At 68.3% G+C, this 26,716-nt stretch carries 24 protein-coding genes; 9 read left to right on the forward strand and 15 right to left on the reverse strand.

What is annotated here, in order from left to right; all coding sequences use genetic code 11:
• Positions 1-45 precede the first annotated feature (45 nt).
• The 10 genes from era to RI211_RS09845 all read right to left on the reverse strand — a co-directional run bounded on the left by era (position 46) and on the right by RI211_RS09845 (position 9,030).
• Entirely contained in the window at positions 46-942 is an 897-nt protein-coding gene (era, locus tag RI211_RS09800; RefSeq protein ID WP_315637661.1) for a GTPase Era, read from the reverse strand.
• Entirely contained in the window at positions 935-2,227 is a 1,293-nt protein-coding gene (locus RI211_RS09805) for a hemolysin family protein (RefSeq protein ID WP_259952213.1), read from the reverse strand. The genes era and RI211_RS09805 overlap by 8 nt, the downstream gene beginning before the upstream one ends.
• Entirely contained in the window at positions 2,224-2,685 is a 462-nt protein-coding gene (ybeY, locus tag RI211_RS09810) for an rRNA maturation RNase YbeY (RefSeq protein WP_025103688.1), read from the reverse strand. Before ybeY ends, RI211_RS09805 begins: the two co-directional genes overlap by 4 nt.
• A complete protein-coding gene (locus tag RI211_RS09815; RefSeq protein ID WP_232089241.1) occupies positions 2,682-3,707 on the reverse strand; it encodes a PhoH family protein in 1,026 nt (341 codons plus the stop codon). Before RI211_RS09815 ends, ybeY begins: the two co-directional genes overlap by 4 nt.
• Positions 3,708-3,753: 46 nt before the next feature.
• Positions 3,754-4,101 (reverse strand): HIT domain-containing protein, encoded by a 348-nt coding sequence (locus tag RI211_RS09820; protein WP_101845350.1) that lies wholly within the window; start codon positions 4,099-4,101, stop codon positions 3,754-3,756.
• A 37-nt stretch (positions 4,102-4,138) separates the two neighbouring features.
• The gene (locus RI211_RS09825) at positions 4,139-4,867 is read right to left on the reverse strand and encodes a 16S rRNA (uracil(1498)-N(3))-methyltransferase (RefSeq protein ID WP_315637660.1); all 729 of its coding nucleotides are present in this window, start codon (positions 4,865-4,867) and stop codon (positions 4,139-4,141) included.
• A 2-nt stretch (positions 4,868-4,869) separates the two neighbouring features.
• Entirely contained in the window at positions 4,870-5,982 is a 1,113-nt protein-coding gene (gene dnaJ / locus RI211_RS09830) for a molecular chaperone DnaJ (RefSeq protein WP_060922189.1), read from the reverse strand.
• Between the two features lie 36 nt (positions 5,983-6,018).
• Entirely contained in the window at positions 6,019-7,050 is a 1,032-nt protein-coding gene (gene hrcA, locus RI211_RS09835; RefSeq protein ID WP_315637659.1) for a heat-inducible transcriptional repressor HrcA, read from the reverse strand.
• A gap of 109 nt (positions 7,051-7,159) precedes the next feature.
• Positions 7,160-8,377, reverse strand: a complete 1,218-nt coding sequence (gene hemW / locus RI211_RS09840; RefSeq protein ID WP_315637658.1) for a radical SAM family heme chaperone HemW — start codon at positions 8,375-8,377, stop codon at positions 7,160-7,162.
• Positions 8,377-9,030, reverse strand: a complete 654-nt coding sequence (locus RI211_RS09845; RefSeq protein ID WP_187661669.1) for a DUF1990 domain-containing protein — start codon at positions 9,028-9,030, stop codon at positions 8,377-8,379. Before RI211_RS09845 ends, hemW begins: the two co-directional genes overlap by 1 nt.
• Positions 9,031-9,265: 235 nt before the next feature.
• On the opposite strand from RI211_RS09845, the gene RI211_RS09850 reads away from it, so the two are divergent.
• A complete protein-coding gene (locus tag RI211_RS09850; protein ID WP_315637657.1) occupies positions 9,266-9,592 on the forward strand; it encodes a GIY-YIG nuclease family protein in 327 nt (108 codons plus the stop codon).
• A 58-nt stretch (positions 9,593-9,650) separates the two neighbouring features.
• Here the strand turns inward: RI211_RS09850 and lepA are convergent, their stop codons facing one another.
• On the reverse strand, positions 9,651-11,519 hold the full coding sequence (gene lepA / locus RI211_RS09855; protein WP_315637656.1) for a translation elongation factor 4: 1,869 nt from the start codon (positions 11,517-11,519) through the stop codon (positions 9,651-9,653).
• Positions 11,520-11,761: 242 nt separating this feature from the next.
• Between lepA and RI211_RS09860 the strand changes: the two genes are divergently transcribed.
• The 5 genes from RI211_RS09860 (at position 11,762) to RI211_RS09880 (ending at position 18,262) form a co-directional block, all read left to right on the forward strand.
• Positions 11,762-12,745: an ABC transporter permease gene (locus RI211_RS09860; RefSeq protein WP_101845332.1), complete on the forward strand. Its 984-nt coding sequence runs from the start codon at positions 11,762-11,764 to the stop codon at positions 12,743-12,745.
• 1 nt (position 12,746) lies between these two features.
• Positions 12,747-13,685 carry an ABC transporter permease gene (locus RI211_RS09865; protein ID WP_315637655.1) on the forward strand — a complete coding sequence of 313 codons (939 nt, stop codon included), beginning with the start codon at positions 12,747-12,749 and terminating at the stop codon, positions 13,683-13,685.
• Positions 13,682-15,610 carry an ABC transporter ATP-binding protein gene (locus tag RI211_RS09870; RefSeq protein WP_315637654.1) on the forward strand — a complete coding sequence of 643 codons (1,929 nt, stop codon included), beginning with the start codon at positions 13,682-13,684 and terminating at the stop codon, positions 15,608-15,610. Before RI211_RS09865 ends, RI211_RS09870 begins: the two co-directional genes overlap by 4 nt.
• 132 nt (positions 15,611-15,742) lie before the next feature.
• Positions 15,743-17,455: an ABC transporter family substrate-binding protein gene (locus tag RI211_RS09875; RefSeq protein WP_315637653.1), complete on the forward strand. Its 1,713-nt coding sequence runs from the start codon at positions 15,743-15,745 to the stop codon at positions 17,453-17,455.
• A 75-nt stretch (positions 17,456-17,530) separates the two neighbouring features.
• Entirely contained in the window at positions 17,531-18,262 is a 732-nt protein-coding gene (locus RI211_RS09880) for an alpha/beta fold hydrolase (protein ID WP_315637652.1), read from the forward strand.
• Here RI211_RS09880 and RI211_RS09885 read toward each other — a convergent pair.
• Together RI211_RS09885 and RI211_RS09890 are read right to left on the reverse strand one after the other, a co-directional pair.
• The gene (locus tag RI211_RS09885) at positions 18,254-19,492 is read right to left on the reverse strand and encodes an MFS transporter (protein ID WP_315637651.1); all 1,239 of its coding nucleotides are present in this window, start codon (positions 19,490-19,492) and stop codon (positions 18,254-18,256) included. The genes RI211_RS09880 and RI211_RS09885 overlap by 9 nt on opposite strands.
• Complete coding sequence (locus RI211_RS09890; protein ID WP_315637650.1) at positions 19,489-20,862, reverse strand: glycoside hydrolase family 1 protein; 1,374 nt, start codon at positions 20,860-20,862, stop codon at positions 19,489-19,491. Before RI211_RS09890 ends, RI211_RS09885 begins: the two co-directional genes overlap by 4 nt.
• 220 nt (positions 20,863-21,082) lie before the next feature.
• Between RI211_RS09890 and rpsT the strand changes: the two genes are divergently transcribed.
• Positions 21,083-21,343, forward strand: coding sequence for a 30S ribosomal protein S20 (gene rpsT / locus RI211_RS09895; RefSeq protein WP_187661676.1), 261 nt, complete (start codon positions 21,083-21,085; stop codon positions 21,341-21,343).
• A gap of 62 nt (positions 21,344-21,405) precedes the next feature.
• On the opposite strand, the gene holA is transcribed toward rpsT, so the two are convergent.
• Both holA and RI211_RS09905 read right to left on the reverse strand, forming a co-directional pair.
• Complete coding sequence (gene holA, locus RI211_RS09900) at positions 21,406-22,443, reverse strand: DNA polymerase III subunit delta (protein WP_315637649.1); 1,038 nt, start codon at positions 22,441-22,443, stop codon at positions 21,406-21,408.
• Between the two features lie 34 nt (positions 22,444-22,477).
• Positions 22,478-24,133 (reverse strand): ComEC/Rec2 family competence protein, encoded by a 1,656-nt coding sequence (locus RI211_RS09905; protein WP_315637648.1) that lies wholly within the window; start codon positions 24,131-24,133, stop codon positions 22,478-22,480.
• A 47-nt stretch (positions 24,134-24,180) separates the two neighbouring features.
• Between RI211_RS09905 and RI211_RS09910 the strand changes: the two genes are divergently transcribed.
• Together RI211_RS09910 and RI211_RS09915 are read left to right on the forward strand one after the other, a co-directional pair.
• Positions 24,181-25,872 (forward strand): SIR2 family protein, encoded by a 1,692-nt coding sequence (locus RI211_RS09910; RefSeq protein WP_025103706.1) that lies wholly within the window; start codon positions 24,181-24,183, stop codon positions 25,870-25,872.
• Positions 25,869-26,600, forward strand: coding sequence for a hypothetical protein (locus tag RI211_RS09915; RefSeq protein WP_268776199.1), 732 nt, complete (start codon positions 25,869-25,871; stop codon positions 26,598-26,600). Before RI211_RS09910 ends, RI211_RS09915 begins: the two co-directional genes overlap by 4 nt.
• The last annotated feature ends 116 nt before the right edge of the window (positions 26,601-26,716 follow it).

A 26,716-nucleotide genomic window follows, 5' to 3' on the forward strand; every position in this document is an offset into this window, starting at 1 on the left:
GTCGGCGGTCTGCCCGCCGCCTCCGACGTCCTGCGGGCCTGCATGTCAGAACCCGAGCCGGCCGAGCTGCTTGGGATCGCGCTGCCACTCCTTCGCGACCTTGACGTGGAGCCCGAGGAACACGCGGGTCCCGAGCAGCTCCTCGATCCCCGCGCGGGAGCGGGCACCCACGTCGCGGAGGCGCTTGCCCTTGTGGCCGATGATGATGGCCTTCTGGCTGTCCCGCTCGACCACGATGGAGGCGTGCACGTCGGTGAGGTCGCTGTCCTCGCGCGGGGCGATGTCGTCGACCACGACGGCGATCGAATGCGGGAGCTCATCGCGCACGCCGTCGAGGGCGACCTCGCGGATGATCTCGGCGATGCGATCCTCCGTCGACTCGTCCGTGGTGACCCCCTCGGGGTAGAGCGCGGGCCCCTCGGGCATGAGCTGCAGGATCTCGTCCGCCAGCACCTCGAGCTGATCGCGCGTCAGCGCCGACAGCGGGATCACGGCGGCCCAGTCCTCGCGGAGGGAGTCCACCTCCATCAGCCGCTCGGTGATCTCATCGCGCCCGGCCGCGTCGGTCTTCGTGACGATGGCGATCTTCTGCGCGCGCGGGTAGCCGTCCAGCGAAGCGGCGATGCGGCGATCGCCGGGGCCGACCTTCTCGGTCGCGGGCACGCAGAAGCCGATCACATCGACGTCGCCCAGCACCTGCTCGACGAGGTCGTTCAGCCGCTCGCCCAGGAGCGTGCGCGGCTTGTGGATGCCGGGGGTGTCGACGATGACGAGCTGTCCGTCCGGGCGGTTGAGGATGCCGCGGATCGCTCGACGCGTGGTCTGCGGCTTCTCGCTCGTGATGGCGATCTTCTCGCCGACGAGGGCGTTGGTGAGCGTCGACTTGCCCACGTTCGGCCGTCCGACGAAGGTCACGAACCCGCTCCGGGTGTCTTCAGTCATCGCGCCGTTCTCCTTCATCCTGCACATCTTCGGGCTCTGCTGCCCGCTCCACGAACACCGTCGCGATCCCTCGGCCCCGCCCGCGGGAAGCCCCGCCGGTGAGCACGAGGCCGTGGACGGTGGCCGTCGCACCGGGCTGCGGCACCTGGCCGAGCGTCTTGCCGAGCAGACCGCCGATGGAGTCGACGTCCTCGTCCTCGAGCTCCAGGCCGAACAGATCGCCCACGTCCTCCAGCGAGAGCCGGGAGCTCACGCGATAGCGGCCGTCGCCCAGGTCGACGAACTCGGCGGATACCTGATCGTACTCGTCCGAGATCTCCCCCACGAGCTCCTCGATGAGGTCCTCCAGCGTCACCAGGCCGGAGATGCCGCCGTGCTCGTCGATTACGAGACACACGTGCACCGCGTCGCGCTTCATCTGCTGCAGCAGCGTCTCCGCACGCATCGACTCGGGAACGAACGTGGCAGGCCGAGCGATCGGACGGATCGAGGCGGCGCGCCAGGCGCTGTCGTCGCGGTAGGCGAACTGCACGAGGTCCTTGAGGTAGAGCACCCCGACGACATCGTCGGCCTCATCGTCGACGACCGGCATCCGGGACACGCCGCGGTGCAGGAAGAGCGACATGGCCTCGTCGGTCGTCGCCTCCGCGCCCACGGTGACCATCTCGGTCCGCGGCACCATCACCGCGCGGACGAACTGGTCGGTGAAGTCGAACACCGAGTGGATGAGGTCGCGGTCGTCCTCCTCGATGAGGTCGTTCGAGGCGGCCTCGTCGACCATGCTCAGCAGCTGGTCCTCGCTCGAGAACGAGCTGCGTCCGGTCCCCGGGGTGACGCGGTTGCCCAAGACGACGAGGCCCTGGGCGATCGGCCCGAGAATGATGCGCAATCCCCGGACGACGTTCGCACTCCCCCGGATCATGCTCTCGGCGTGCTGATGCCCGAAGGTCCGCGGACTCGCCCCGACGAGGACGAAGGTGATGCCGGTCATCAGGATGGCGGCGGCGAGCATCGCCCACCAGATGTTCTCGAAGACGATCGTGAACGCCACGGTGACGAGCACGGCAGCCGTCACCTCCGCGAGGACGCGGATGAAGGCGACCGCGTTGACGTGCGCGTCGAGGTCGCCGGCGATCCGCTCCAGCGCCTTCGCACGGCGGCCCTCGGTCGCCATGTCGGCCAGGCCGGCACGGGAGGTCACGCCGTATGCCGCGTCGATCGCGGCCATGAGGCCGCCGAACGCCACCAGCAGCACGGCGGCGACGAGCAGCAGCAGCTCCGTCATCGCCGGCGACGCTCGGACGCGGCGAAGCCCTGGATGAGCTGCTTCTGCAGACCGAACATCTCCCGCTCCTCATCCGGCTCCGCGTGATCGAAGCCGAGAAGGTGCAGCAGTCCGTGCGTGGTGAGCAGGATGAGCTCGTCCATCAGCGTGTGGCCGGCGGCCTGCGCCTGCGTCTCCGCGACCTGCGGGCAGAGGACGATGTCGCCGAGCAGCCCGGGGGGCGTCGGCCGGTCCTCGGTACCGGGACGGAGCTCGTCCATCGGGAAGCTGAGGACGTCGGTCGGGCCCGGTTCGTCCATCCACTGCACGTGCAGCGCTTCCATCGCCCCCTCGTCGACGAGCACGATGGCGACCTCGGCGTCCGCGCTGACGTGGAGCTGCGCGAGGTTGAAGTCGGTCAGCCGCTGCAGCACGGTCTCGTCGACATCGATCGCCGACTCGTTGTTGATCTCGATCATGAGAGCCCTCGTTTCGGCATGCGATCGCGTGGTCCTGGTCGCTGGGCACCGCGTCGCTCGGCACGGTTGGCGAACTCGTGCGCCTGTTCGCGCTCGGTGCGCTGCGCCACGCGGCGCTCGTCGTACTCGCTGTACGCGTCGACGATGCGACCGACCAGCGAGTGCCGCACCACGTCGTCGCTGGTCAGGCGGGAGAAGTGGATGTCGTCGATGCCGTCGAGCACGCGGGTGACCAGGCGGAGACCGGAGGCTCCCTGCGGGAGGTCGACCTGGGTGATGTCGCCGGTGACGACCATCTTCGTCCCGAACCCGAGACGGGTGAGGAACATCTTCATCTGCTCGGGCGTGGTGTTCTGCGCCTCGTCCAGCACGACGAAGGAGTCGTTGAGCGTGCGCCCCCGCATGTACGCCAGCGGCGCGACCTCGATGGTCCCGGTCGCCATCAGGCGCGGCACGATCTCCGGGTCCATCATCTCGTTGAGCGCGTCGTAGAGCGGCCGCAGGTACGGATCGATCTTGTCGGTGAGCGTGCCGGGGAGGAACCCGAGGCGCTCCCCCGCCTCGACCGCCGGACGCGTGAGGATGATGCGCGTGACCTCCTTGCGCTGCAGCGCCTGGACGGCCTTCGCCATCGCCAGGTAGGTCTTGCCCGTTCCCGCCGGACCGATGCCGAACACGATCGTGTTCTCCTCGATCGCGTCGACGTACTCCTTCTGGCCGAGCGTCTTCGGCCGGATGACCTTGCCGCGCGTGGACAGGATCGCCTCGCCCAGCACCTCGCTGGGACGCGGGCCACCCTCCTGGCGGAGCATGCGCGCAGAGCTGGACACGTCGCTCGGGGCGAGGTCGTGGCCGGCCTTGGTCATCGCGAGCAGCTCGTCGACGAGGTTCTTGGCCTTGGCGACGGCCTCGCGCTCACCCGTGAGCGTGATCTCGTTGCCGCGGACGAGCACCTGCACGTCGCGGTGCTCCCGCTCCAGCATCCGCAGCAGCCGGTCCTGGGGACCGAGCAGCTGCACCATCGCGACACCGTCGGCGTAGAGCCTTTCGGTGACGGTTTCCTGATCGTCAGAAGCCAACGAGCTTGTTCTCCTCGAGGTTGCCGAGCACATGGGCGTGCACGTGGAAGACGGACTGCGCGACACTCGCGCCGTTGTTGAAGATGAGGCGGTACTCGCCGTTGGCGTGCTCCTCGGCGATGCGCTTGGCGGCGGCGACCATCTCCGCCAGCAGCTCGGGATCCCCGGCTGCGAGTGCGGTCACGTCGCGGTACTCCTCGGTCTTCGGGATGACGAGTACATGGAGCGGCGCCTGTGGATCGATGTCGCGGATCGCGAAGACGCGACCGGTGTCGAGCAGGATCTCCCCTGGGATGTCCCCGGTGAGGATGCGCGTGAAGATCGAGGGTTCGCTCATGCTCTCAGCTTACTGGGGGGACGCGGGCCGCGACCGGTCACCAGCGGCCGAGGGCCACCGAGAGCACGGCGATGGCGGCAGGTCCCGCAGTGGAGGTGCGCAACACGGTGTCGCCGAGCAGGACGCGCTCAGCGCCGGCCGCCGTGATCTTCTCGAGCTCCTCCGGAGCGATCCCGCCCTCCGGACCCACCACGAGCACGAGGTCACGGTCGTCGGGAACGAGCGTGGAGAGCCGGGCCGGAGCGGTCGGGTCGAGCAGCAGCACCCGCTGCGTCGCCGCGCGCGCCGCGAGCTGTGCGGTCGACTCGGGGGCGGCCACCTCGGGCACCCAGGTCCGGTGCGCCTGCTTGGCCGCCTCGCGGACGATCGTCGCCCAGCGCTCGCGTCCCTTCGCCGCCTTCGGACCCTCCCAGCGCGACACGCTCCGGCCTGCCTGCCAGGGCACGATCTCGTCGACCCCCAGCTCGCATGCCGCCTGCACCGCGAGCTCATCGCGGTCGCCCTTTGCGAGCGCCTGGACGAGCACGAGACGCGGGTTGGCCGGCTCGTGCTCGACGCGCTCGGCGATCCGCACATCGACGCGCGACGGCGACACCTCCTCGGCGACCCCCGCCAGCCAGACGCCTCGGCCGTCGCCGACGGTGACCGCCTCGCCGACGCGGAGACGCCGGACGACGGCCGCATGCTTGGCCTCGGCGCCCGTCAGCGACACGAGACCGCCCACCGCGGCGTCACCCGCGGACTCGACGAGGAAGTGCAGCGCCACGATCAGTGGGTACGGAACCGGTCGCGCAGCTTGGAGAACAGGCCCTGCTGGAACTGCGCGAGCTGCGGGCCCGGCGCCTTGTTCTTCTTCGCGAAGTCCTCGATGAGCTTGCGCTGCGCGGAATCGAGCTTGGTGGGGGTGACCACCTGCACACCGACGCGGAGATCGCCACGCTGGGTGCCGCGCAGCGGCGTGATGCCCCGTCCCTTGATGGTCAGCACGTCGCCGGACTGCACGCCCGCGCGGATCTCCAGGTCGACCTCACCGTCGAGCCCCTCGATCGAGGTCTCGGTGCCCAGGATGGCGTCGGTCATGGACACCTCGAGCGTGGCGAGCAGGTCGTCGCCGTCCCGACTGAACGCGGGGTGCGGGTTGACCGTCACCTCGACGTACAGGTCGCCGTTCGGGCCACCGGCGCGACCGACCTCGCCGGAACCCGGGAGCTGCAGCCGCAGGCCGGTCTCGACGCCCGCCGGGATGTCGAGGGACACCGTGCGGCGCGACCGGACGCGTCCCTGACCGCCGCAGGTGCCACAGGGGTACGGGATGGTCGTGCCGTAGCCCTCGCAGGTGCCGCAGGGCTGAGAGGTGACGACGTTGCCGAGCAGGCTGCGCACCTGACGCTGCACGTGGCCGGTGCCACCGCAGATGTCGCAGGTGACGGGCGACGTGCCCTCCTGGCAGCACGAGCCCTGACAGGTCTCGCAGAGCACAGCCGTGTCCACCTCGATGTCGCGGTGCGCACCGAAGACCACGTCCCCCAGGTCGAGGGTGACCCGGACCAGGGCATCCTGCCCGCGCTCCCGTCGTGACCGGGGACGAGCACCGCGCCCGCCGCCCTGGGACGCGCCGAAGAACGTCTCGAAGATGTCGCCGAAGCCGCCGAAGCCGCCGAAGTTGTTCGCGCCGTCACCGCCGCCCATGTCGTAGCGGCGGCGCGACTCCTCGTCGCTGAGCACGTCGTAGGCGTGCGTGACCAGCTTGAACTTCTCTGCGGCCTCCTCGCCCGGGTTCACGTCCGGGTGGAGCTGCCGTGCCAGGCGCCGATACGCCTTCTTGATCTCGTCGGTGGAAGCGTCCCGGGACACCCCGAGAACCTCGTAGTGGTCCGCCACAATCGCCTTTCTGCGCGTGTTTTCCGTGGGGCCGCCTCAGCGGCCGGCCTCGTCATCGTCGAGCATCCGCGACAGGTAGCGGGCGACCGCCCGTGCCGCTGCGAGGTTGCTCGGATAGTCCATCCGGGTCGGTCCCATGACACCGACCCGCGCGGTCCCTGAGGGTGCCGCGTAGTTGCTGGCCACGATCGACGCCTCGCCGAGCCCGAAGGAGGCGTTCTCGGTGCCGATGCTCGCCGCGAGGCCGTGCTCGTCCGGCACCATCTCGCTCATCAGCCGCAGCAGCGTGACCTGCTCCTCGATAGCCTCGAGGAGGGGGTGGATGCTGCCGCGGAAGTCCTGTTCCCGTCGCGCCAGGGTCGCCGCGCCCGCCATCACGAGCCGCTCCTGCCGGAAGCCGCCGAGCTCGTCGATCACGACTCCGGCGACGGCGCGGAGAACGCGGTCCTGGGGGGTCTCCTCCGTGGCGAGGAGTGCCTGCAGGCGGTCGGAAGCCGCCGCGATCGCCTGCCCGGTGACGAGGGCGGACAGTCGAGCGCGCAGCACCGCGAGGTCCGCTTCGTCGATCGTGTCCGGCAGCGCGGTGATCCGCTGTGATACCCCGCCGGCATCCGTGACCAGGACCGTGAGGAGCCGGTTGGGAGCGAGCGTCACGAGTTCGACGTGCGTCACGTGGGCCCGGGCGAACGACGGGTACTGGGCCAGCGCGACCTGTCCGGTGAGTTGCGTGAGCACGCGGACAGTACGGACCATCAGATCGTCGAGGTCGGCCGGATCGGCGAGGAACGACTCGATGGCCGAGCGCTGCGCGGTGGAGAGCGGTCGGAGCTGGGCGAGGTGATTCACGAACACCCGGTAGCCCTTGTCCGTGGGGACGCGCCCGGACGACGTGTGCGGAGCCGTGATCAGCTCTTCGTCCTCCAGCTGCGCCATGTCGTTGCGGATCGTCGCGGCCGAGACGCCGAAGGAATGGCGGTCGACGATGGAACGGCTGCCCACGGGCTCGTGCGTCTCGACGTAGTCCTGCACGATCGCGCGGAGAACCTGCAGCCCTCGCTCTGTGACCATGGGTTCCCCTTCCCGCCGACCGGATGCTGGCACTCTGCCGCCCTGAGTGCCAATCCTACCTCCTGCGATCGGGAGTTCTCCGAAGGCGGGACGGCCCGGGCGGCGTCGCTCAGTCCGTCAGCTCACGCACCACCGCGTCGGCGAGGAGACGTCCGCGCAGCGTGAGCTGCACGCGACCCCGGATCGCCGCCGGCGCATCGATCAGGCCGTCGGCGATGAGCCCGGCGACGCGGTCCCTGTTCCGCTCCGGGACGTCCGTCACCGCGATCCCTTCGCGGATGCGGCTGAGGAGGAGGATGCGCTCGAGCGTCTGCGCCTCCTGGTCGGGACGTTCGCGACCTGCCGCCGGCGAGGATGAGGCGGCCAGCCGCTGTGCGTAGGCCGCCGGGTGCTTGACGTTCCACCACCGGAGCCCGGCCACGTGGCTGTGCGCCCCGGGGCCGAAGCCCCACCAGTCGCTCCCCCGCCAGTATGCGAGGTTGTGCCGCGACCGCTGCCCTTCGCTGCGGGCCCAGTTGCTGACCTCGTACCACTCGAACCCGGCGGCGGCGAGGCGCTCGTCCGCCATCTCGTACATGTCCGCCTGCAGGTCGTCGTCCGGTGTCGGCACCTCGCCACGACGGATCTGCCGCGCGAGCTTCGTGCCGTCTTCGATGATGAGCGCGTACGCGGAGATGTGGTCGGACTCCAGGGCGAGCGCGGCGTCCAGGGATGCTTCCCAATCCGCGAGCGATTCCCCCGGCGCGCCGTAGATGAGGTCGACGCTGACGGCGAGGCCCGCGTCCTTCGCGGCGGCGACCGCGGTGCGCACGTTCTCGGGCCGATGCGTCCGATCGAGCGCGGCGAGCACGTGCGGGACGGCCGACTGCATGCCGACGGAGAGTCTCGTGACCCCCGCCTCTGCGAGGATGCGCGCGACCTCCGGCGTCACCGTGTCGGGATTGGCCTCGACCGTCACCTCGGCACCCGGAGCGAGCCCGAACGCCGCGGTGGCCGCTCCCAGCATCCGCGCCAGATCGCCTGCCGGCAGCAGCGTGGGTGTGCCGCCACCGAAGAACACCGTGTCCATCGGCCGCAGCGCTCCGGCGTCCTCCAGCACGGTGCGGGCGAGGGCGATCTCGCCGATGAGGGTGGACGCGTAGTCCTCCTGCTTCGCCCCGCGGAGCTCGCCGGACGTGTACGTGTTGAAGTCGCAGTAGCCGCAGCGCACCCGGCAGAACGGGATGTGGAGGTAGGCGGAGAACGGCGTCTCCGCGGAGATCGGGAGGTCGGCGGGGAGTCGCCCGTCCGGCGGCGCCGGATCCCCGAGCGGAAGCGGTCCCGCCATCACACCGGGGTCGCGTAGAGCGGGGAGATCGCGCGGAGGTAGCGCGCGAAGAGCTCGCGACGGCGGCGCTTCATGAGGGCGGGGACGAGGCGGTAGAGCAGCGTGTTCGGGGCGTCGAAGGCGCGGACGGTGAACCACACCTCGTCGTTGTCCTCACGCCAGTCCACATCGAACGACTCCTCGCCGCGGACCACGGATCCGCCCACCGTGCCCAGCACGAAGCCGATCCGGCGGGTCTCCTCGGTGACGGAGATCACCCGCAGTTCCGAATCGGCGCGCATGCCACCGACACGGCCGCGCAGGTGCAGCGTCATTCCCGCGCCCACGAAGGGCATCCCCTCCGCGTCGTACCGCGGCTCCACGTCGCGCTTGCTCGGCGCGATCGGGTTCCCTTCGGCGTCGAAGCTCACGCCCGCGTACGCCGGACCGGGAGCAGGACGGACGTCTTCCACGGAGAGCCCGGCGGCGCGCTGCGCGGTCCACGAGAGCAGGGCTTCCCCGGCCGTCTGGAAACGCTCCTCACCGCTGCCGATGCGCCAGGATTCCTCCGCCGGGATACTGCGCTCCGGCGGGTACTGCATCAGATCGGGGGCGTGGGTCGCACCCACGGCCGCATAGTCCACCGTGTCGTCTCGGAAAGTCCCGCGCCGCATGAGTTCCAGCCTACTTCGGGTTCCCTGAGCGAACACCCCCCGCGCCGCACGCCGTCACATCCCCCGGATGATGCTGGGTCCCTGAGCCTGTCGATGGGCTGGATCCCTGAGCGTGTCGAAGGGTGGGTCCCTGAGCCTGTCGAAGGGCTCCTCCACACCGCTGGGTCCCTGAGCTTGTCGAAGGGATCTCCGCACGCCCCGGCCAAGCCGCACGCACCTCCACCATGATGGCCCGATGCCATGGACCTACATCCTCGAATGCGCAGACGGCAGTTTCTACACGGGCATCACGAACGGTGACCTCGAAGCCCGCGTCTGGGAGCACAACCACGACGACGCCTTCTCCGCCAGTCATACGCGGCGCCGGAGACCGGTCTCACTTGTGTACGCGGAGCACTTCGACACCGTCGACGCTGCCTTCTTCCGGGAGAAGCAGATCCAGGGGTGGAGCCGTCGGAAGAAGATGGCGCTGATCGAGGGCCGGTGGGAGAACCTTCCGTCGTTGTCGACCTCGTACAGTGCGCTTCGACAAGCTCAGCGACCCAGCGTGGACCGCCCCTGAGAACCGCGCGCTTCGACGAGCTCAGCGACCCAGCGCGGGCGGCCCGGAAGAACCGAGGCTACTTATTGTCCTTGGTCTCGACGTCGCCGGAGAGAGCGGCGATGAACGCCTCCTGGGGGACCTCGACGCGGCCCACCATCTTCATGCGCTTCTTCCCCTCCTTCTGCTTCTCGAGGAGTTTGCGCTTACGGGTGATGTCACCGCCGTAGCACTTCGCGAGCACGTCCTTGCGGATCGCGCGGATCGTCTCGCGAGCGATGATGCGGGCACCGATCGCGGCCTGGATCGGCACCTCGAACTGCTGGCGAGGGATGAGCTTGCGCAGCCGCTCCGCCATCATCGTGCCGTAGGCGTACGCCTTGTCACGGTGCACGATCGAGCTGAACGCGTCGACCTTCTCGCCCTGGAGCAGGATGTCGACCTTGACGAGGTCGGCCTCCTGCTGCCCCGAGGGCTCGTAATCCAGGGAGGCGTAGCCCTGCGTCTTGGACTTGAGCTGGTCGAAGAAGTCGAACACGATCTCGCCGAGCGGCATGTTGTAGCGCAGCTCGACGCGCTCCTCGGAGAAGTACTCCATGCCGAGCAACGTGCCACGTCGCGACTGGCACAGCTCCATGACGGTGCCGACGTAGTCCTTGGGCAACAGGATGGCTGCCTTGACCATGGGCTCCGACACCGAGCCGATGCGCCCATCGGGGTACTCGCTCGGGTTCGTGACGGTGACGGTCTCGCCGGTGTCGCTCGTGAGCACCTCGTAGATCACGCTCGGCGCGGTGGTGATGAGGTCGAGGCCGAACTCCCGCGCGAGGCGCTCGGTCACGATCTCCAGGTGCAGCAGGCCGAGGAAGCCGCAGCGGAATCCGAACCCGAGAGCCACAGAGGTCTCCGGCTCGTACTGCAGCGAGGCGTCGGAGAGCTTCAGCTTGTCGAGCGCCTCGCGCAGTTCCGCGTAGTCGCTGCCGTCGATCGGGTAGATACCCGAGAAGACCATCGGCTTGGGGTCCGTGTAGCCGGGAAGAGCTTCCGCCGCGGGCTTGCGGGCGTTCGTGATCGTGTCGCCGACCTTCGACTGACGCACGTCCTTCACGCCGGTGATGAGGTAGCCCACCTCGCCGACGCCGAGACCCTTGGTGGGAGTGGGCTCCGGGCTCGACACGCCGACCTCGAGGGCCTCGTGGTTCGCGCCCGTGGACATCATCTGGATCCGCTCGCGGGGCGAGAGGCTGCCGTCGACCATCCGCACGTAGGTGACGACGCCGCGGTAGGCGTCGTAGACGGAGTCGAAGATCATCGCGCGGGCCGGGGCCTCCGCGTCGCCCACGGGCGCCGGGATCTCCTCGACGATCCGATCGAGCAGCTCCTCCACGCCCATACCGGTCTTCCCGGAGACCCGCAGCACATCCTCGGGCTTGCCGCCGATGAGCGAGGCGAGCTCCTTCGCGTACTTCTCGGGATCGGCGGCCGGGAGGTCGATCTTGTTGAGGACGGGGATGATGTGGAGGTCGTTCTCCAGCGCGAGGTAGAGGTTGGCGAGCGTCTGGGCCTCGATGCCCTGCGCCGCGTCGACGAGGAGGATGGCTCCCTCGCATGCCGCCAGCGACCGCGACACCTCATACGTGAAGTCCACGTGACCCGGTGTGTCGATCATGTTGAGCGCGAAGACCTCGTCGGCCCCCTGCGCCTGGGCGAGCGCCCAGGGCATCCGCACCGCCTGGCTCTTGATCGTGATGCCGCGCTCACGCTCGATGTCCATGCGGTCGAGGTACTGGGCACGCATGTCCCGCTCCGCGACCACGCCAGTGATCTGGAGCATGCGGTCGGCCAGGGTCGACTTGCCGTGGTCGATGTGGGCGATGATGCAGAAATTGCGGATCTGCGCAGCCGGCGTCGCGGCAGGCTGAAGAGGGGTGAGAGCGCGTGGGGACATGTCCCGTCGATTGTACGGTGAGGGCTCTCATAATCCCCATTCGGGCGTATCGGTGATAGTCTCCCGAAGTTGCCCGGGATCAATCCGTGACACCGGATCCCGTAAGCGATACGACTCCGTCACAGACTCCGTGAGGGCTGTCGCGTCGCGCGGAACGGCGGATGACACCCGATCATCCGCCCGGCTCAGCGTTGCGTCGGCAGACCCCGAGCGCGTCTGGAGAAGAGAAAGACAAATCCCCCTTGATCAAGTACCTCGCGCGCCGTGCCCTCGGCTGGCTGCTCATGATCGTGGTCGCGACGAACCTCACCTACTTCCTCGCGTGGGGCTTCCTCGATCCGCGCAGCAACTATGTGGGTCGTCGCCCTCCGCTCACCGAAGAGCAGATCGTGAACACCCTCGCTCCCCGCAACCTGAGCGACACCGTCCCGCTCATCGAGCGGTGGTGGACCTGGTTCACCGGCATCCTCCTCCGCTGGGACTGGGGCGTGAGCCCGACCGGCGGTTCCGTCAACGAGCAGGTCGCCTACCGCATGTGGGTCAGCGCAGAGCTCGTCCTCGGGGCGACGATCCTCACGACGGTCCTCGGCATCGCGCTCGGCGTCTACACCGCGTCTCGGCAGTACAAGCTCGCCGACCGCATCGGCCAGGCCACGAGCATCATCACGCTCAACATCCCGATCGTCGTCGCGGCCTTCGCGATCGTCCTCCTCGCGATCGGCCTGAACAACGCCACCGGCACCCGCATCTTCTACGTGACCGGCAACGCGAGCCAAGGCGTCGAGGGTTTCTTCCCCACGCTCATAGACGTGTTGCAACACCTGACGCTGCCGACGATCGCGCTGGTGCTCACCGGCTACGCCAGCATCCACTTCCTGCAGCGATCGCTCCTCCTGGACAACATCAACGCCGACTACGTCCGCACGGCCCGCGCGAAGGGCCTGACCAAGCAGCAGGCCATCCGGAAGCACGCACTTCGGACGTCGCTCATCCCCGTCGCCACGCAGGTCGCCTTCACGATCCCCGCGATCTTCACCGGAGCGGTGCTGACCGAGACGATCTTCGCGTGGAACGGCATGGGCCGGTACTTCATCGAGACCATCACCAAGAACGACATCCACGGAACCGTCGCGATCGCCGCCTTCGGTGCGGTCCTCACGGCGATCGGCGCCATCCTCGCCGACATCGCCGTCGTCGTCCTCGACCCGCGCGTGAGAGTGAGCTGACATGAGCACCGACATGCTCGACCCGACCATCCATCCCGAGCCGGAAACGGCCGGTCCCGAGACGACGCGCGTCGCGACCAAGCGGTTGTCGAAGTGGACGCTGTACTGGCGGCGCTTCTCCCGCAACCGCGGGGCCCTCATCGGCCTCGTGATCTTCGTGCTCCTGGTCCTCTTCGCCATCTTCGGGCCGCTCATCGCCCGGTACGACCACATCGAACTCGACTTCCTGAACCTCAGTTCTCCCCCGTCGGCGGAACACTGGTTCGGCACGAACAACGCCGGCAACGACCTCTTCGCCCAGGTCGCCGTCGGTCTGCAGCGGTCGCTCATGATCGCCATCACCGTCTCCGTCGGCGTCACGATCGTGTCGGCCCTCGTCGGGACGGCGGCGGCCTACTTCGGCGGCTGGACCGAGCGGATCTCCCTCCTCGTGATCCACTTCATGATGGTGATCCCGAGCTTCCTCATCCTCGCGATGATCTCCAACAAGGCCGGCGGCGACTGGCGCGTCATCGCGCTCATCATGATCTTCGTGATCGGGTGGTACTTCCCTGCCCGTGTCATCTGGACGATGGCCCTGTCGCTGCGGGAGCGCGAGTACGTCAGTGCCGCCCGCTACATGGGCGTCGGCGGCATGCGCATCGTGCTCCGCCACCTGCTGCCCAACATCGGCTCGCTCCTCGTCATCAACTTCACCCTCGGCGTCGTCAACGCCGTCGTGACGGAGACCGGCCTGTCCTTCCTCGGGTTCGGCGTCAAGATCCCCGACGTGTCGCTCGGTGCCCTCATCGGCGCCGGTTCGAGCTCGCTCACCACGTCGCCCTGGCTCTTCTACTTCCCGGCGGCGGCGCTGACCCTGCTCACCGTGTCGATGGCGCTGATCGCCGACGGCCTGCGCGACGCCCTCGACCCCACTTCGGCTGCAGGAGGCCGCGCATGACCAACGTCCTCTCCGTCCGTGACCTCAAGGTCAGCTTCGCCTCCGAGGCCGGCCGCGTCGACGCCGTCCGCGGTGTCTCCTTCGACCTCGAAGCCGGGAAGACCCTCGGCATCGTCGGCGAGTCCGGCTCCGGCAAGTCCGTGACGTCGCTCGCCATCATGGGCCTCCTCGACGAGAACGCCAAGGTCACCGGCTCGATCATGTATGACGGGAAGGAACTCGTCGGCATGAACGACAAGCAGTTGTCGGTCATCCGCGGCAACGGCATGTCGATGGTCTTCCAGGACCCGCTGACCTCGCTCACACCGGTCTACACCGTCGGCGACCAGCTCATCGAGGCCCTCACGGTCCATCGGGGACTGTCCAAGAAGGACGCCTGGGACCGGTCCGTCGAGCTGCTCAAGCTCGTCGGCATCACGGAGCCCGAGCGCCGGATGAAGTCCTTCCCGCACGAGTTCTCCGGCGGTATGCGCCAGCGCGTCGTCATCGCGATCGCGATGGCCAACGATCCCAAGCTCATCATCTGCGACGAGCCCACCACCGCACTCGACGTGACGATCCAGGCCCAGATCCTGGACCTCATCGAGAAGGCGCAGGACGAGACCGGCGCCGCCGTGATCATGATCACGCACGACATGGGCGTGGTCGCGCGCACCGCCGACGACGTGCTCGTCATGTATGCCGGCAAGCCCGTCGAGCACGCCCCGGTGCGCGAGCTGTTCCACAAGACCCGCATGCCGTACTCGATCGGTCTGCTCGGCGCCATCCCGCGCGTGGACAAGGCGGAGAAGGAACCGCTCACCCCGATCAAGGGCAACCCGCCGCTGCTCATCAACCTGCCGGATGCCTGCCCCTTCGCCGATCGGTGTCCGATCGTCATGGACGCCTGCCGCACCAAGGAGCCCGAGCTGCTCCCCGTGCCGACGGGCTCGGGCGACCTGCATCAGGCAGCCTGCATCCGCGCGCACGAGATCGAGGACGGCGGCCTCCTCGGCGGCCTGCCCGTGTACCCGGTCCGCCCGGTGCCGGAGAGCGACCTGACCCGGATGCCCCGCGAGGAGCGGCCGATCACGCTCGAGGTCAAGAACCTGCGCAAGACCTTCCCCCTGATCAAGGGCGCGTTCCTGAAGCGCAAGGTCGGCGAGGTCCAGGCGATCAAGGGCATCAGCTTCGACGTGCGCGAGGGCGAGACGATGGCCATCGTCGGCGAGTCGGGCTCCGGCAAGACGACGACGCTGCTGCAGATCATGGACATGGTCAAGCAGACCGAGGGCGACATCGTCATCGCCGGCACGAGCGTCAACGACATCCACAGCCGCAAGGTCGAGCGCGCGCTCCGTCGCGATATCCAGATCGTGTTCCAGGACCCGATGGGCGCCCTGGACCCGCGTATGACGGTCGCCGACATCATCTCGGAGCCGCTGTTCGCGATCGGCACTCCCAAGGAGGAGGCGCACCGGCGCGTGGACGAGCTCATGGACCTCGTCGGGCTCAATCCCGCCCACAGCGACCGGTTCCCGCAGGCGTTCTCGGGTGGACAGCGGCAGCGCATCGGCATCGCCCGCGCGCTGTCGACGAATCCGAAGATCGTCGTGCTCGACGAGCCGGTCTCCGCGCTCGACGTGTCGATCCAGGCCGGCGTGATCAACCTGCTCGACGAGCTCAAGACCAAGCTCGGCCTCTCCTACCTCTTCGTCGCGCACGACCTCTCGGTGGTGCGTCACATCGCGGACCGCGTGGCCGTGATGTATCTCGGTGAGTTCGTGGAGCACGGCGACGTCGATCAGGTCTTCGACGATCCGCAGCACCCCTACACCAAGGCGCTGCTCTCAGCGATCCCGGTGCCCGATCCCGACATCGAGCGCACGCGTCAGCGTGTCGTCTTCGACGCCGACACGATGTCGACGAAGCCCGCCACAGTCTGATCCGGTGGCAGCGTCCGCGTTCCTGGTCACCGTCCGATAACAGTTAGGCAGCATTCACCGCGGGGCGGTGTACCGGGATAAAGCGCGAACTAGTCTTCCCTTTATGAAACGCCGAAAGGCGAAAGGAGCACCATGAAGAACAAGAAGTTGCTGGGGGCGGTCGCTATCGGCGGCGTCCTCGCACTCGCCCTCGCGGGCTGCGCGAGCGGCTCCGGGAACAACGGCGGCGGGGACAACGGCGACAAGGTCGAGACCAAGACCGCCGACTACAACCCGCAGGACCGCAGCAACCTCCAGGAGGGTGGCGAGGTCAACTTCCCCATCAACGAGATCCCGGAGCAGCTGAACGCCTTCAACGGCGACGGCAGTGCCGACACGGTCCGCCTGTGGTCGTGGTACATGCCGCAGATCCTCCTGGTCTCGCCGGAGGGCGAGGTCACGAAGAACGACGCCTACCTCGACGCGTACGAGATCGGCGAGGAGGATGGCAACACCACCATCACCTTCACGTTCACGGACGAGGCGCACTTCAACGACGGCACGGACATGGACTGGACCGCTGTCGACGCGACGTGGAAGGCCAACCGCTCCTACGAAGAGGGCTTCACCCCCAACGCGACCGACGGCTACAAGCAGATCAAGTCCGTCGAGCAGGGTGACACGGCAAAGACCGCCGTCGTGACCTTCGACGGCGTCTACGCCTGGCCGTCCATGGCGTTCCTCACGGGCGGCGTGCTGCACCCGGCTGTCGCCGACCCGGCCGTCTTCAACGAGGGCTTCATCGGCAACATGCACCCGGAGTGGGGCGCCGGCCCGTACACCGTCGACACGTTCGACGCCAACGGCGGCTTCGTCTCGTTCAAGCCGAACCCCGAGTGGTGGGGCGACGCGCCGCTGCTCGACTCGGTGACCTTCACGGCCATGGAGCCGGACGCCGCGGTCAACGCCTTCAAGAACGGCGAGATCGACATGGTGGGCGCCAACACCAACGACCGCCTGAAGCAGGTTCAGGACGTCGAGGACACCACCGTCCGTCGCGCCCAGCAGACCGCCAAGACGATCCTCATGGTCGACGCCGACAAGCCGCAGTTCGAGGACATCGACGTGCGCAAGGCCTTCTTCCTGGGCGTGAACATCGACCAGCAGAAGCAGATCGCGTGGAACGGCCTCGGCTATGAGGAGCCGGTCGCCGGTTCGCTGAACCTGTACTCGTTCCAGGACGGCTACGAGGACTCGTTCGCCACCGCCGGTCTGAAGCACGACGTCGACGCGGCCAAGAAGCTGCTCGACGACGCCGGCTGGACCGAGGGCGAGGACGGCATCCGCGAGAAGGACGGCGAGAAGCTCTCCGTCACCTTCCCGGTCTTCGGCGAGGACCCGACGCTCGAGGCGCTCGCGAAGTCGCTGCAGGCGCAGCAGAAGGAGATCGGCATCGACCTCAAGATCGATGTCCGCGCTTCGGCCGACTTCTCCAACGACCTGACGTCGAAGAACTGGGACGCCGTGTCGCTGCGCTTCACGGACTCCGACCCGTTCGGTCCGGCGTGGTTCTGCCAGCTCTACTGCTCGGACAGCCAGCTGAACCTGTCGAGCACCGGCACCCCGGAGATCGACAAGCAGATCGCTGACGATGTCGAGAGCCAGAAGGACGCGGAGTCCTGGACCACCGCGGCGATGGAGCTCGAGCCGAAGATCGTCGAAGAGACCTGGGGCGTCATCCCGCTGTACAGCGGCCCCTCGATCTACGTGGTCAAGAACGGCCTGGCGAACCTCACGCCGGAGCCCTACGTCGGTCTCGACCTGTTCGGTGTCACGCCGGTCGAGAACGTCGGCTGGGAGAAGTAACATCCTCTGACACATCTCGTGTCGAAGCGGGGTCGGTGGTCCATCCACCGGCCCCGCTTTCCTTATGCTGAAAGCGTGACCGTCCACACCGTCCTCGTGCACGGCATCCGCACGTCCGCCACGATGTGGCGGTCGCAGGTCGAGTACCTGGAGGCGCACGGGCACCCCGTCACCGCCGTCGACCTCCCCGGCCACGGCAGCCGGATGGACGAGGACTTCACGCTCCACGAGGCGCTGCACACGATCGACGCGGCCGTCCGCGCCGCCGCGGAGAAGGGCCCCGTCCTGCTGGTCGGCCACTCGATGGGCGGGCTGCTCTCCCTCGCGTACACCGGCGGGGCCGAGCCTCCCCCTGTCGACGGACTCGTCGCCGCCGCGTGCACGTCGCTCCCCCGCGGCCCCGGGCTGCGTGCCTATCGGCTGTTCGCCCGGGCCGTCGACTCCCTGCCGGACCGCGGCATGTGGCTGACGCAGCGGATGCTCGCCGCGACGATCCCCGAGGAGAACCGTGGCGACTTCTCCGCCGGAGGATATGCGCTGGACGTCCAGGACCAGACGCTCCGCAGCCTCGCCGCCCTGGACGTCGCCGCCGCGGTCCCCCGCATCCAGGTGCCGCTCTGGTTCGTGAACGGCCAGTACGATCAGCTCCGGCTGAACGAGCCTCTGTTCCGGCGCCTGGCCCCGCAGGCGGAGCTCATGGTCGTGCCGCGGACCACGCACCTGCTCACCGCCATGCGTCCGCGGGTGTTCAACGCCGTCCTCGCCCTCGCGATCGCGACGATCGAGGAGCGCGCGGCGTCACGCTGAGGACACCCGCGGCCGCGCGGCAGCGGTCAGCGCTCCCCCGACGAGCGACAGGATGGCCGCCGCCAGGAAGACGAGCCAGAACCCGCCGGCCAGGGCGACGAGCCCCGCCCCGAGCACGGGCCCGATGAGTTGTCCGAGGGCGGCGGTCACGTTCACGATGCCGAGGTCGCGCGCGTGATCCTGCTCATCGGGCAGCAGATCGGCTGCGAACGCGAGGCCCACCGTCGAGAAGGCGCCGTAGCCGAGACCCATGAGCGCGGCGGCCACCATCGTCATCTCGAAGGTGGGCACGGCCACGATCACCACGCCCGACGCCGCCTGCACGACCGTGGCCCCCACGGCGAGCCGGCGCCGCTCCCCGGTGCGGTCGGAGACGATTCCGGTGATCACGGAGGCGAGCACCACGAAGACCGTGTAGACGACGATCAGCAGGAGGAGGTTGTCCTGTGCGGTCGTGCTCTCCTGTCCGAGGCCGTGGAGGAGGAAGAAGAGGAACAGCGCCGTGCCGAGGGCGTTGCCGATGTTGGTGACGAGTCGTCCGGAGAGCATCCAGGCGAAGTCGCGGTCGCGGAGCGACGCCAGGCGGGGCCGCCCGATGCGCTGAGGACGCAGCGCCTCCGTGCTCGGCGGGTCCGGCAGCAGCAGCGCCGCCGCGACCCCGACCACCGCGATGATGCCGGCGAGGAGCAGATACCCGGCGACGATGTCGAGGCCCAGCAGCACGACGAGCCCGACCCCCAGCACGATCCCGACCGCCTGGCTCGACCCGACCGCGGCGGACGCGGCACCGCGCTGCGTCGTCGGGAGCTGGTCGGCGATGAGCGCGGTGAACGCGGCGGAGGAGACGGCGACGCCGATCGAGACGCCGACCCAGCCGGCGCCGACTGCCCATGGGCCCTCGGCGAACCCGGTGAGGACGAGACAGACGGCCGTGAGCGCGACCCCTCCCAGAGCCCATGGCCGCCGCCGGTGCGCGCCGGCGCGGGCTCGATCCGAGAGCGCCCCGGCGAGCGGCCCGGCGACGACGCCGGCGAGACCACCCACTCCGAGCACGATCCCGGAGGAGACGACGCCGCGGATCCAGTCGTCCTCCGGAGTGTCGAGCTGCAGCGGGAGAAGGAGCTGGACCGGGGTGAGCTGGACGGTCCAGATGGCGAGCCAGGCGAGCGTGAACAGCGACATCCAGCGAAGACCGGCGCGGCGGGCGACGAGGCCCGGGGTACCGGTCATGCCCGTGCCGCCGCGGCGTCCCTGGCCTCACGAGCGCCGGCGACGAGGTCGCGGTACCACCCGTAGGAAGCCTTCGGAGCGCGCTCCCCCGACGAGAAGTCCACGTGCACGAGACCGAACCGCTGAGTGTAGCCGTCCGTCCATTCCCAGTTGTCGAGCAGGGACCAGACCGTGTACTCCTCGACCGGGACGCCGGCATCGAGGGCCTCGCCCACCGCGTCGATGTGCGCGGAGAGGTAGGCGATCCGGTCGGCATCCTCGACGGCACCGGCGAGGTCGGGTTCGGGGAAGGACGCTCCGTTCTCCCCGATGATGATCGGTGGCATGTCCGGGTGTCGTCGGTGCAGATCGATGAGGAGGTCGCGCAGGGCGGACGGCATGATCGGCCACTCCGGTCCGAACCCGGTGACGGGGACTCCGGGCGTGGGCACGATCTCGAACGGGATGTCGGCATCCGGAGTACCGGCGGTGACGGTCGTCGGGTTGTAGAAGTTCACCCCGTAGAAGTCGATCGATCCCGCGATGCGGGCGAGGTCGTCGCCGAGGATGGGCAGCGGCGGGAGTCCGAGTGCCTCCAGGTCCGGTGTCGTCCCGGACAGCAGAGGCTCGCTGAACAACCGGTTGTGCAGGAGGTCGTACACCGCGGCAGCGGTGCGATCCTCCTCGGTGTCCCGCAGCGGCAGGACCCAGGTGTGGTTGTTGACGAGACCGACGCTCGCCGCGCCTCTGGCATGCAGCGCCTCGGCGGCTCGGGAATGGGCGAGCAGCTGGTGGTGCACGGTCGGAAGCGCACCGAAGAGGACCTGTCTCCCCGGCGCGAGTGCCCCGACCGCGTAGCCCTGCAGCGTCGTCATGGCGGGCTCGTTCAGCGTGTACCACGAGGACACCCGGTCACCGAGACGGGCGGCGACGAGGGCGGCGTACTCGCCGAAGCGCTCGGCGGTGTCGCGGGCGAGCCAGCCACCGTCGGCCTCGACCGCGCTCGGCAGCTCCCAGTGATAGAGGGTCGGGAACGGGGTGACACCGGCCGCCAGCAGACCATCGACGACGCGGGCGTAGTGGTCCAGCGCTGGGACGTTCCCGGGTCCGTGACCGTCCGGCTGCACGCGCGCCCACGGGATCGAGAACCGGTAGCGATCGAGCCCGAGTCCGGCTGCCAGGGCGACGTCATCCTCCACACGGCGATAGCTGTCGCACGCCGGTTCCGCGGTCGAGCCGTCCCGGATGCGTCCGGGCTTGGCGATCTCGTCGTCCCAGATCGACCGTCCAGCGCCGTCGGCACGACGGGAACCCTCGATCTGGACGGACGAGGTGGCGGCGGACCAGCGCAGCCGCGCACGCGCGGTCGGGTCGGTGCTGAGGGGGGTCATCGGGCTCCTGACGTCGTCGTCGTTGTGGATGATTCTGCACCCGGTCCCGCCTTCCGCGCGACGGCGTCTCGCCTGGGCGATGTCGTTTCGCACGATCCCACCCGGTACTGGTAGACTCGACTCTTGGCTTGCGTGTGGGTTCTTCCCTCACGACCGCCGTGCAGCAGCCCTCTTCTGCTGCCGGCACTCCGAATAACTCCTGTACAGAAAGCGTCCACACGTGGCAAACATCAAGTCGCAGATCAAGCGCAACAAGACCAACGAGAAGGCTCACGAGCGCAACAAGGCCGTGAAGAGCGAGCTGAAGACTCTCGTCCGCCAGACCCGCGCGGCCGTCGCCGCCGGCGACAAGGCCGCCGCCGAGAAGAACCTGAAGAAGGCCTCGGTCAAGCTCGACAAGGCCGTCAGCAAGGGTGTCCTGCACAAGAACCAGGCGTCGAACCGCAAGTCGGCGATCGCCAAGCAGGTCTCCGCTCTCTGAGCTTCTGACTTCCGGAAAGCCCGTCTCCTCGTGAGGCGGGCTTTCTGCTTTCGCGCAGGGGCTTATCCCCCGAACGGCTCACGGGTGGCGATGACCGTCACCATCCGCTCGAGCGCGAAGATGGGGTCACGCGCCGCACCCTTGACCTCGGCGTCGGCGCGCGCGGTGGCCTGGATCGCCATCCCGAGGGAGCGCTCGTTCCAGCCCGCCAGGTCGCGACGCGCGCGGTCGACCTGCCAGTCCTTCATCCCGAGGCGCTGGGCGAGCTGCCTGCTGGGTTCACGGTTGCCGGCGACGCGTGCCATCGTGCGCAGCTTCATCGCGAACGCGGCGACCATCGGCACGGGGTCGGCACCGGAGGACAGCGCATGGCGGAGCGCCACGAGAGCCTCGCCGTAGCGACCGGCGATGGCGGTGTCGGCGACGACGAACGCCGACACCTCGACCCGGCCGCCGTAGTACTTGGTGACGACCTCTTCCGTGATGTCGCCCTCGACGTCGCCGATCAGCTGCTGGCAGGCGGCCGCGAGCTCGGTGAGGTCGTCGGCGAAGGCCGAGACGAGCGCCCGGAGCGCGGCCGGAGCGATGCGCTTCTGGGCCGCCTTGAACTCCCCCGCCGCGAAGTCGACCCGGTCGCCGTCGCGCTTGATGGCGGGGCAGGCGATCTCGATCCCGCCACCGGTCCCCGCACGCAGGGCGTCGAGGAGCTTCTTCCCACGGACACTGGCGCCCGTGTGCCGGAGCACGACCGTCGCACCCTCCTGCGGGTTCTCCAGGTACCCGATGGCCTCCTGAAGGAAGGCGTCGGAGCACTTCTCCACGCCGGATACGCGGACCAGTCGCGGCTCACCGAACAGGGACGGTGAGGTGAGGGAGAGCAGGGTGCCGGGAGCATAGTCGTCGGCACGGACGTCACTGACCTCGAGTGCCGGGTCCTCGGCACGGAGGTAGTCGCGCACCCCGGCGATCGCGCGCTCGGCGCAGACCTCCTCCGGGCCCGAGACGAGCACCAGCGGCGCGGGATGCGGCTCCCGCCAGGACACCTGCGGGATCTTCGTGGCCTTCGCGCCGCCACGGGAGGGAGGACGGGAAGCTGCCATGGGACCAGCCTACCGGCGGTGTCGGACACCCGACTCAGGGCGGCGCGACGTCGGTCCAGACGCGGAGGACATCGTCCTCGACGGCGAGCAGGGTGCGGCCGTCGCGATCGGTGCGGTAGACCTGCGTCCCGAGAGCCGACAGGAGATCCAGGGTCTCCCGACGCGGGTGCCCGTAGTCATTGTCGGCGCCGACCGTAATGAGCGCGACCCTCGGCTGCACAGCGTCGTAGAGGGCGGGTTCCTGGTCGGCGCTGCCGTGGTGGGCGACCTTCACCACGTCGTATCCCGTCAGCGGCATGCTCCGGAGCAGCGCGCGCTGCGGGGCAGCGGAGAGGTCACCCAGGAAGAGCGCACGGGGCACTCCTCCCCCGGCGAACTCCGTGACGACGCTCGCATCGTTCCCTGGCGGGAAGGCGGCACTGTGCGGCAACGGCCAGAGCACCCGCCATGCCGCTCCGCCCAGCGCGCCCCGGTCGCCGGCGTCGACCGGCCGGACGGCTCCGCCCGCTCGGGCCAGGCCGTCGAGCGCACGCGCATCGGCGGCATCGGCAGGTGGTCCATGCAGCACCGTGCCCACTTTGCCTTCGAGTGCCGTCGCGCCTCCGATGTGGTCCGCGTCGAAATGTGTGAGCACGAGGAGGTCGATGTGGTCGATGCTCAGCGAGCGCAGACAGGCGTCGAGCGCCGCCGGGTCCGGTCCCGTGTCGATGAGGGCCACGGCGTCCTGCGAACGCACCAGGACCGCATCGCCCTGGCCCACGTCGCACGCAGCGATCGCCCACCCGTGCGGCGTCACGAGCGAGGCGAGCGGACCGTCGATCAACGCACGGGAGGCGCCGACGGACGCGACGACGATGAGAACGCCGGCCGCCACGCGTCGAGCCGCGGGGAGCAGAGCGCCGGGCGTCCAGGCCCGTCCCGCGCGAACCGACGCCGTCACGACGTCGGTTCGCGCGACTTCCCGGACGCGCGGCCCTCCGCGGCAGCACACGACGGCGATCGCGACGCTCACCAGCGTGACCACCGCAGCGCTGCCGACGCCGGCCGGGAGGAGCACCTGAGCACCCGGGAGTCCGGCGGTGACCCGCGCGACCGTCGCGATCCACGCCGACGGCAACCAGGCGGACGCGGCGAGCAGATCCGCGACGACGGGGACAGGGGCAGCGAGACAGGCGAGGAGCCCGATCACCGTCGCGAGCGGCGCGGCCGGCTCGGCGAGGAGGTTCGCGACGACCGAGACGAGCGACTGCTGCTCCGCGAACAGCGCGATCACGGGCGCGCACGCGAGCTGCGCCGCCAGAGGCACCGCGATCGCGAGGGCGAGCGGACGGGGCAGCCAGCGCGCGATCCCGTTCGCCAGCGCCGGGGCGAGGAGGATGAGTGCCCCGGAGGCCACAGCGGACAGCGCGAATCCCGGCGTCGATGCGAGCCAGGGGTCGGCCACGAGGAGGGCGGTCACGCACAGGGCCAGGATTCCGGCACCTGCGCTCGGCCGCCCGACGAGGATCGACAGCATGCCCGCCGCGGCCATCGTGGCGGCCCGGATGACGCTCGGCTCCGGCGTCACGAGCACCACGAAGGCGGCCAGCGCCACGACGGCGAGAACGACCCGCAACGCCCGCGCCCCTCCGCACAACGCGACGATCCCGAAGACCGCAGCGACGACGATCGCGCAGTTCGCCCCGGACACTGTTTGTGTTGGAGGTGGGTGTCGGCCCAGCCAACTAGGCTGGTGGGATGACTACGGATCGCGCTAGCGGTGATCGACCCTCGGCCAATGCGGAGGCTGCTGTCGAACTGCAGGCATCACTCATTTCGCACGGCGCCCTGCCGTACCTGTTCATCGGAAGCGGTATCTCCCGACGCTATCTCGGTCTTCCCGATTGGGAGGGCCTGTTGCGCAAGTTCGCGTTGGAGGCCGGCGAGAACTTCGACTACCACCTGGCAACAGCCAATGGCGACCTACCGACGGCGGCGACCAGCATCGCTCAGACCTTCCACAAGCGTTGGTGGAACGACGACACCTACGCGCATCAGCGCGAGCAACACTCGGGCGTCGTTCGAGACGACGAAGGCGGACTCAAGGTAGCGATCGCAGAGTACGTTCGTACACATGACTCGCTTGTGGCGGGCGTCCCGGGTGTGGAGGACGCGACTCTGGCCGCTGAGGTGGCTCTTCTCGGGTCGGCCGTCGTCGATGGGGTGATCACCACGAACTACGACTCCCTCACCGACCAGCTGTTCCCCTCCTTCCAGCCTTATGTGGGCCAGGATGAGCTGATGATGAGCGATGCACAGTTCATCGCAGAGACGTACAAAATCCATGGCGCGGCCACACAGCCGCTTTCATTGATTCTGACAAAGGGCGACTACGACAGGTTCTCCAACCGGAACCACTACTTGGCCGCGAAGCTGCTGACGATCTTCGCAGAGCACCCCGTGATATTCGTCGGCTATAGCCTCAGCGACGAGTATCTGAACGAGATCTTGGACAACATCGCGACGGCTGTCGGTCCCAATCGGCTGGGCGAACTCGGCAAACGCATCTATTTCGTCGAATGGGACGCCGATGCCTCGTCAGCGACAGTTATCGAGCAGACGAGCATCCAGCGAGGAGGCTCACGCCTCCCCATCACGCGGATCGGAACGCACAGTTTCGAGTGGCTTTGGGAGGTGCTCACCCATCTGGAGCGCCCGTTCCCGGCGGCGATCCTTCGAGAATTGCGGAAGCACGTCTTCGACCTGGTCACTCATCCAGATCCGTCACAGACCCGCGAAGTAGTTCGGGCCATCCCGATCGACGCAGACGACGCGGACGAGTATCGCGTGGTCTTCGGCGTGGGTGCGTTTTCCGAGAAGGACCTGCAGAACCTCTCTACTATCGGACGCACGCTCCGTCGGGACGACGTCGAACAGGACGTCCTCGGCCTCCGCAAGCGCGGTTTGGATCCGGAAAATCTCCTGGCAACCGGCATTCGTGACGGGATTCGCGCAACGCACAGTTCCTACCTGCCCGTGCACAAGTATCTACTCGAAGCCGGACGCATCGCCTCTGACGGCACCATCAACTTCGGTGGCCTTCCGGACGTCGTCAAGCGACTCGCAGAACGATCGCTTACCTCATCGCCCGGGAGCCGGGCCCGCTTCGAGCGGGAAGTCAAAGGCGTTTTGACCACGCCCCGGCAAGTGGTCGACTCTGACTACACGACCTACTTCAAGCTCGAGTGCCTGGTCCTCCTGGATCCTGCTGGCTATAGCGCCGAGGACCTTCACGAGGTGCTGGTCGAACTGTACGGGAGCACCGAGGTCAGTTCACCATCCAACCTGGCGCTCTTCCGCCGTGTGGTGTGTTTGTACGACCGCCGTCGGGCACTCGAAGCGGCCGCAGTCGGAGACGTAGAGACGCGCGGAGAGGAGTCAGCAGCGTGACACAATCCGGTTATACCGACATCCCGGCCATGATTCGAGTCTGGGACGGAATGAAGCTATCGGCCTCGAGACAGACAAACGGTGCGGCGAAAGGTTTGCTTCGCGATGTTCAGACCAATGCTCTCGTGACACACGCCGAGATCTTCCTCCCCAGCAAGACAACGAGCATGCTGAAGTATCTGACTCCGAAGGATCGGGTTGTCCTTGGACTCGGGGCTTTCGCGGTTGTCGTCGCGACCGCCGCCACAGTCAAGGGCTTCGATCGGCTAATCAGGCGGCGAGCGGCGAAGACTCGGAAGAGCGGTTCTGACCTTCTGACCGGCGTCAAACTCCACGAGCAGAGTGAGGATGTCGACACAGGCAACGAGACGGACACGCTTGTCGTCCGGTCCGAGATCGACGTTAGCGAACCGCAGCTCGTCTTCACCATGAGCGCCGCGGATTGGCAACGGCTTCTGCAGAAAGCTGCGATTCTCAGCTCGCTCGAAGAGCGAATTTGGATGTTGCTGTCCAGCGTTCGCATTGAGGGTGGCGATGAGGATGTGCTTGCATGGCAGCGCCGGATAAGCGAACTCTCACCACGAGAAGCAGCGGACGAACTAAGGGAGCTTCTCGAAACGCATCCCGAGCTAAGCGACGACGAGGAGCTTGCCGACCTTATCCGGATGTTCATCGATGAACGCCGCGATGATGGAGATCCGCACCCTAAGCACCTCGATGGCGACTGACCCCGTGAGTTACGCGAGCTCCACTTCACGCGACGGAAGACCACGCCGCGAACCTCGCGAGCGCCACGCTCTCACTCGTCGATGAGCCTGACGACTGGACGGGCTCGATCCCTGGC

This window comes from Microbacterium meiriae (assembly GCF_032364335.1).
Classification (GTDB): Bacteria; Actinomycetota; Actinomycetes; order Actinomycetales; family Microbacteriaceae; genus Microbacterium; species Microbacterium meiriae.